The following is a 6000-nucleotide window of genomic DNA, read 5'->3' on the forward strand; positions in this document are numbered from 1 at the left end:
GCACGCTGAGAAGGTATGTTCCGAGCCCGTTTTGGTCGTAGGTTTGATCGCAGGGATCGCCTCGCAATACGAGCTTCCTAAGAGACGATCATGTAGTACTTCCGCAATTTCTCGGTGATCTCCCAGATCAACCTGCTCCCTTTTTTGACGAAAAACGTATCACCAGCTGTGAAGGTCTCGGCGTCCCCGTCAGGATGCGTCAGTGTTACGGACCCAGAAATCACGGTCATCATTTCATGTACCGGATAGGCGTCGATCTCTTCACGACAGGGAGGGCATTCCCAGACGCCCGAGAGAATAGTTTCGTCGTCGTTTGCAAACTTGAACCAGTTTCGTTCGTTCGTATCACTGGTCGTGAAGGCGCCAGGATCGGTGAAATCCGAGGCCACCATGTCAGTTGGGTTGGGTATCAGCCTGAAAGACATCTTGTTCATTGAAACTCCCTTGTTGCGTGGCGATCAATCGAAGGCTCGGCTTTTGATTTCCTGAGCTGTGATCATAACACAAATCGGCTCGCGCCTGCGTGGACGGCTTTGGCACAACCCGCTGCTAACTTCCGCTTTCCACGCTTCGTTATCATTATTGAAACTCGCTGCATACGACAGATGGGGCTCGGAGTCGCCGTTCGCCGCTTTTCGCGTCAGTGACTGGAGGCAAGCCCAATTCAGACATTCAAAACCGAACTATGCATTTCCAGCTTGCGCCAAAATGCGCAAATTCGCTGCGATTGCGTCAATATTAGCTTCCCGGTTTTTGCGTCGGTTAAAGTGCTGTTTTAGCAGTTGACCTCGCTCGGAATGCGCGGTGGTTAACGTGTGCCATTACTCAAACATGCCAGTAAGAAAGCGACCAAATTTAGAGAACCAATCGCACCGTGTTATCCTTTTTGATGCCTATTCCCATTTATCAGGAGGTCAGCATGGCTAATTCATCAAGGCGAGATTTCTTCAAAACAGCGGCGGCAGCAGGGTTGGGCGGAACTGCTGCGGTGCAAGCTTCAGCTGCGGAATTTCCATCCGGCCCGTTTTGGAACAACGTTCCCGACCCAGAGCTTTCAAAGCAGGAACTCCCAAACTTCAAGTTTGAACTGGAAAAATCCAAAGGGCGTGAAGATGGTGGCAGTTTCGGGAAAGAAGCCACCGTGCAACAACTTCCGGTTTCAACCGGAATTGCAGGTGTGTCGATGAAGCTTGAACCCGGTGTCGCCCGCGAACTGCACTGGCATGCTACTGCCGCGGAATGGGCTTTCGTCATGGAGGGTCGCTGCCGGACAACAGTCATCAACCCTGCGGGGAAGTCTGAGACGAACGATTTTGAAACAGGCGATGTATGGTACTTCCCGCGCGGTTACGGACACTCCATACAGTGTCTGGGCAACCAGCCCTGTCACTTCATCCTGATTTTTGACAACGGGTACTTTTCTGAATTTGGTACATTCAGCATCACGGACTGGATTGGTCACGCGCCGAAAGACCTGTTGTCAAAGTCCCTGGGACTGCCCGCCGCGGCGTTTGACTCATTTCCCAAGAGCGAAGTCTATTTCGTGCACGGCGATCCACCCCCTGAAGAACCTGTTTTGCCTCATCAAGGCCATCTGGCAACACCTCGGAATACGCACAAATACAGGCTTCTCGAACAAGAGCCGAATTCTTCATTCGCAGGTGGTCGCGAATGGCTGGTCAGCCAAGCGGAATTCCCCATCTCAACCACGGTGACAGGCGTAGTGCTGGAGCTTGAGCCGAATGGGATGAGAGAGTTCCACTGGCACCCGAACGCGGATGAATGGCAATACGTGATGAGCGGCAGCATCGGCATTACCATATTTGGTGCAAACGGTCGCTTTGCCACTGAAACGCTGAACAAAGGAGATGTCGGATACATTCCGCAGGGTTACGGACATTCGATTGAAAATGTCGGTGAGGAAAAAGCCCGTATACTGATTGCGTTCAACACTGGAGAGTATCAGGCAATCGACCTTTCAGAATGGATTGCGGGCAATCCGGACTACTTGCTTGCCGCGCATTTCAATCAGAAGCTGGGCGTCGTTGAAAAATTTCCTACGCAGGACGTTTTCATTGCGCCGAGATAGGTACGCGGTAAGGCCGGCGTCTCATCAATCTAAGATTTGAACTTGCCGATGATCAGCGCGGCAATGATCAGAACAAGCGCGAGAATGTCATTTGCATGCAATCGCTCTCCAAGAAACGCGATGCCAATGAGAACGCCAACCAACGTGATCAGATAACCGGATAGGGCAGTAAAAGTCGGGCCGGTTCGCCCGACCATATATATGAACAGAACATAAGCGATTCCGCCACAAAAAACACCCAGCCCGACCAGCGCCGCAATGCTTTGCCACGCCGGGTCGGGTTTCCATGCGGCACTGAGGATCAGCGTCAAAACAACTAGCACCGCAGACGCGATCATAAAGACATTTCGCATCGCCAGAACCGGTGGCACATTCGACAAGTGTTTCATCATGATCAGGCTCGCCGAGAAACTCAACGCGCCACCCAGAATCGCCAGCTCGCCGATTATGTCCGCTAGCCAGCTGCCTTTGATACTTGGAACAATCAGAACCAGAATGCCGATAAAGCCGACAATGACGCTCAGCGCGGCGATCAAACTCCAATGCTCGTCGTTCACAAAAAACGGAGCCAGTATCAGAGTAAAAATGGGCACGGTTGCAAGGAGGATGGCAGCAATACTGCTGTCGACATGCTGCTGCCCCCAGGGGATCAGAAAGCATGGTAAGATTGCCTCGGCAATCGCGATGGCACAGTAAAGCGACCATGGCTGTCGAACGCCCTCTGTCGCGGAATGGGTTGATCGCCCATACATCACAGCGGCTATAATCGTCAGGGTGAAAAAACCGATCAGCACCCGTCCGGTTGCAACCAACAACGGTGAAAAACTTTGGATGGCCAGTTCGTTCAGGACAAACTGAGATCCCCAAATCAGGCTGATCCCGACCAACAACAGGTAGTCGAGCTGAACCGGCCTGTTCATGATATCAGTGCTTTCTCGAACACCTGGATCACCGCATTAGCTTCGCGTTACCTAACCCTATCACATGATGCAGGCCACTGCCCCTTGCCAACGAGATAACAAGACATCGGTCCATCGGATATGAGCAGGCCTTAGTCTGATCGATTATCCGACGGAGAATAGTACCAATCGGTCAAGTTCGACTGCTTTTGAGCAAAAAGAAAACCTCACCTGGGGAGTGGTTTGCCGCGGCCTTCGGGAAGGCGGTAGAGCGCTAATAGAGACAAAACTCCGGCTACCATAAGCATGTAGGCTGGAACAAAATCATTCGAAGTGCGTGACACCAGATAGGTCACGACCAAAGGGGTTGTCCCGCCGAATAACCCAAGACACAGGTTGAAGCCAATTGCCGTGCCGCTGCATCGCACCGAAGCTGGAAACATTTCGACCATGGTCGGCATAATGACCGCGAAGCCAACACCATAGAGGACACCAAATCCACACTGTCCGATCATAATAAGAACGAAACTCTGATGATGAATGAGCCACCATAATGGCCAGGAAAAAATCATGCTGCCAATGGCAACAAAAGCCAACATCGGCTTGCGCCCCAAACGATCCGCCAGCCAGCCTGCGGGCAGGGTTACAACAAGCATTGTGAAGATCGCCAGCGTATTGATATCCATGGATTTGGCGGTTGTGATGTGCATCTTCTCGGACAGGAATGAGGCGGCATAAACAAATTGCATATAATAGCCGATGCTGGTGACCAGCAGCAGGCAAACAAGGCGAAGGACTGGCCTCCAGTGGTTCCTCATCACCACAATCAAGGGCGAACCCGAGACACGCTCGGATGCGTCTAGAACACTTGGTTCCTCCATTTGGCGGCGCATCAACAATCCCCAAACGGCTATCAGCCCACCCAGAAGAAAGGGAACCCGCCAGCCCCACAGTTGCATGGCTGCTTCCCCGACAACGGTGCTTGTCAGAGCCGCGCAACCGGAACCCAAGAGGACGCCCAAAAGGCACCCAACCTGCGGCCAACAGCCGATGAAACCGCGATGCTCATCCGGTGCACTTTCAGCCAGGTAGACGGCGGATCCAGTGTATTCACCACCCATGGACAGGCCCTGAGCGACCCTTACTACCACAAGTAACAGCGGCGCCGCATCGCCAATCCGGGAGGCATCCGGCAGTATCCCGATGGCGAAGGTGCCGCCGCCCATCAAACTGATCGAAATCAGCATGCTGGTCTTCCTGCCGATCTTGTCACCGATATGGCCAAACAGAACACCGCCTAATGGACGGGCCAGAAAACCAAGGGCAAAAACCCCAAAAGAAGCCAGCAGAGATGCCGTCGGATCATCCGCGGGGAAAAAATGTTTGCCAATGATCGCTGCCAAGAAACCGTAAATTGCGAAATCGTACCACTCCAACACATTACCCACAGTGGCAGCAGTGAGATTTACATGTTTGGGAATCCCGGGAGACAGTTTCAATTGCAATCCACCTGGTTTGGCTGTTCAGAGATAGATCATTTCCCACTCGGCGGGACCGATGATCTGCATCAGGACTTTCGTACCAAGGGAGGCACCACTGAGTGATCCTATATGTGGCAGGTCGCCATCATAGGTCAGGGTCCAGCCTTGGTCCGGCGGGCAATCGATCTCCAACCGAAACGATCCGTATTCCGGGATTTTCTGACGCAAGACAACGCCATTTCCGGAAAGCACATGCATTACTTCGTCAACACCTGTTTGTGTCAGGCTGCGATTGACGTGAAAACGGTCAAAACGAGTGTAATCGATCCCTTCCAACACCTGATAGAGTTGAGGGTATACTACCTCGTGGGTTTTGTCGGTCGTTGAAAGAAGTCCACCACCCGCCGTACCAGGCGTACGTCCTGCGGCGTTGATACACTCCAGGAGCTGTTCGCGTGACCACAAAAAATGATCCTGGACTTTCTGGCTCTGCTCCTGATCCAAACTATTGGCTTCCAAGTGGGCGCGAATTTCAGCAGGCGCAGGGGCCGTATCAAGCGGCCAAACATGTGCGCCTACTTTTTGTAAGACGGAATTGATTTCTTCCCTGTCGCAGACAACAGCATCGCGATCAGGTAGCCAAAGTCTAAGATTATCAGGGGCTTCGCCACTCATTTGTCAGGCTCCTATTGCCACGATAGGCGCTCTCGCACAGTTGCGCATTGTATATGAATGGCCACTCTAGTCGAGGGAGACACAACTGCTGAAGATTGAACCGGATATTCAGCACAGATAAAATGAGGCTACCGGTCATTCATCCAACACGCAGCATCGGTCAAGTTGGGCTCACTGTTGCCATCGGAGCAAGCGCAGCATCTGGTTGTGTCGCAAACTTTTGCCTTGATCAAAGCTAACGCTCTGATTGGGTGTTGTTATCCAGCGAGCCCTGCGAATTGACGGAATCCGCTTGTCGAAGATCCCAGCTGGCCCTTGCGGATCATGTTGGCCGTCTCGATTCCTGCTAGTGTCGCGGCCGCAGAGGCGAAGCTCTTGAAGCCGAGCATCGGTCTCGTGAGCCTCTTTATGAAGCGGTGATCCTGCTCGATAATGTTGTTTAGGTATTTAGATCTGACAGTGTCGATCTTAACCGGTATCTGCAATCGCTTGAAGATCTTGTTGACCTCTTTGATCCCGGCCGCGTTGCTCCTGCTTTTGTCAATAGTGATCCGTTTTGGGATGCCATTGTTGCACAGAGCGTTGGCGAAGAATCTCTTTGCAGCCTTGGTGTCTCGCTTCTCAGAAAGCATGAAATCAAGGGTTTGCCCGTTGCGATCTACGGCTCGATACAGATACACCCATTCACCGCGGACTTTGATATAGGTCTCATCGACTGTGTTGCACGGATCGGTCGCTCAGAGTATTCCCAGCGTTTTCTGCGACGTGAGTGACGGTCGATGCCCCACAAATTCAATGATGCCCGTCGCGACAAGTTTCCCAAAGCAAAGTTCCGGGTCACGAACTGCTCGGATTA

The 6000-nt window shown here is 52.4% G+C and carries 5 protein-coding genes and 1 pseudogene; 1 reads left to right on the forward strand and 5 read right to left on the reverse strand.

Going from position 1 to position 6000, the window contains the following annotated elements:
• Positions 1-77: 77 nt before the first annotated feature.
• Positions 78-434 (reverse strand): cupin domain-containing protein, encoded by a 357-nt coding sequence (locus AB1E33_RS25040; RefSeq protein ID WP_372579959.1) that lies wholly within the window; start codon positions 432-434, stop codon positions 78-80.
• 485 nt (positions 435-919) lie between these two features.
• Here AB1E33_RS25040 and AB1E33_RS25045 point away from each other — a divergent pair, with 485 nt between their 5' ends.
• On the forward strand, positions 920-2089 hold the full coding sequence (locus AB1E33_RS25045) for a cupin domain-containing protein (protein ID WP_372579960.1): 1170 nt from the start codon (positions 920-922) through the stop codon (positions 2087-2089).
• A 29-nt stretch (positions 2090-2118) separates the two neighbouring features.
• On the opposite strand, the gene AB1E33_RS25050 is transcribed toward AB1E33_RS25045, so the two are convergent.
• From AB1E33_RS25050 to AB1E33_RS25065, 4 genes and pseudogenes are all read right to left on the reverse strand, one after another.
• Positions 2119-3009: a DMT family transporter gene (locus AB1E33_RS25050; protein ID WP_372579961.1), complete on the reverse strand. Its 891-nt coding sequence runs from the start codon at positions 3007-3009 to the stop codon at positions 2119-2121.
• Between the two features lie 206 nt (positions 3010-3215).
• Positions 3216-4487 (reverse strand): MFS transporter, encoded by a 1272-nt coding sequence (locus tag AB1E33_RS25055; RefSeq protein WP_372579962.1) that lies wholly within the window; start codon positions 4485-4487, stop codon positions 3216-3218.
• A 24-nt stretch (positions 4488-4511) separates the two neighbouring features.
• Positions 4512-5144 carry a hypothetical protein gene (locus AB1E33_RS25060; RefSeq protein ID WP_372579963.1) on the reverse strand — a complete coding sequence of 211 codons (633 nt, stop codon included), beginning with the start codon at positions 5142-5144 and terminating at the stop codon, positions 4512-4514.
• 257 nt (positions 5145-5401) lie between these two features.
• Positions 5402-5860 (reverse strand): annotated as a pseudogene (locus tag AB1E33_RS25065) (IS6 family transposase); the annotation flags it as partial.
• Between the last annotated feature and the right edge of the window lie 140 nt (positions 5861-6000).

Origin of the sequence: Ruegeria hyattellae, assembly GCF_041537925.1 — a bacterium.
Taxonomy (GTDB): domain Bacteria; phylum Pseudomonadota; class Alphaproteobacteria; order Rhodobacterales; family Rhodobacteraceae; genus Ruegeria_C.

Coding starts and splice junctions, on each gene's coding strand:
- AB1E33_RS25040 (WP_372579959.1), bottom strand. CDS start 434: ATGAACAAGATGTCTTTCAGGCTGATACCCAACCCAACTGACATGGTG.
- AB1E33_RS25045 (WP_372579960.1), top strand. CDS start 920: ATGGCTAATTCATCAAGGCGAGATTTCTTCAAAACAGCGGCGGCAGCA.
- AB1E33_RS25050 (WP_372579961.1), bottom strand. CDS start 3,009: ATGAACAGGCCGGTTCAGCTCGACTACCTGTTGTTGGTCGGGATCAGC.
- AB1E33_RS25060 (WP_372579963.1), bottom strand. CDS start 5,144: ATGAGTGGCGAAGCCCCTGATAATCTTAGACTTTGGCTACCTGATCGC.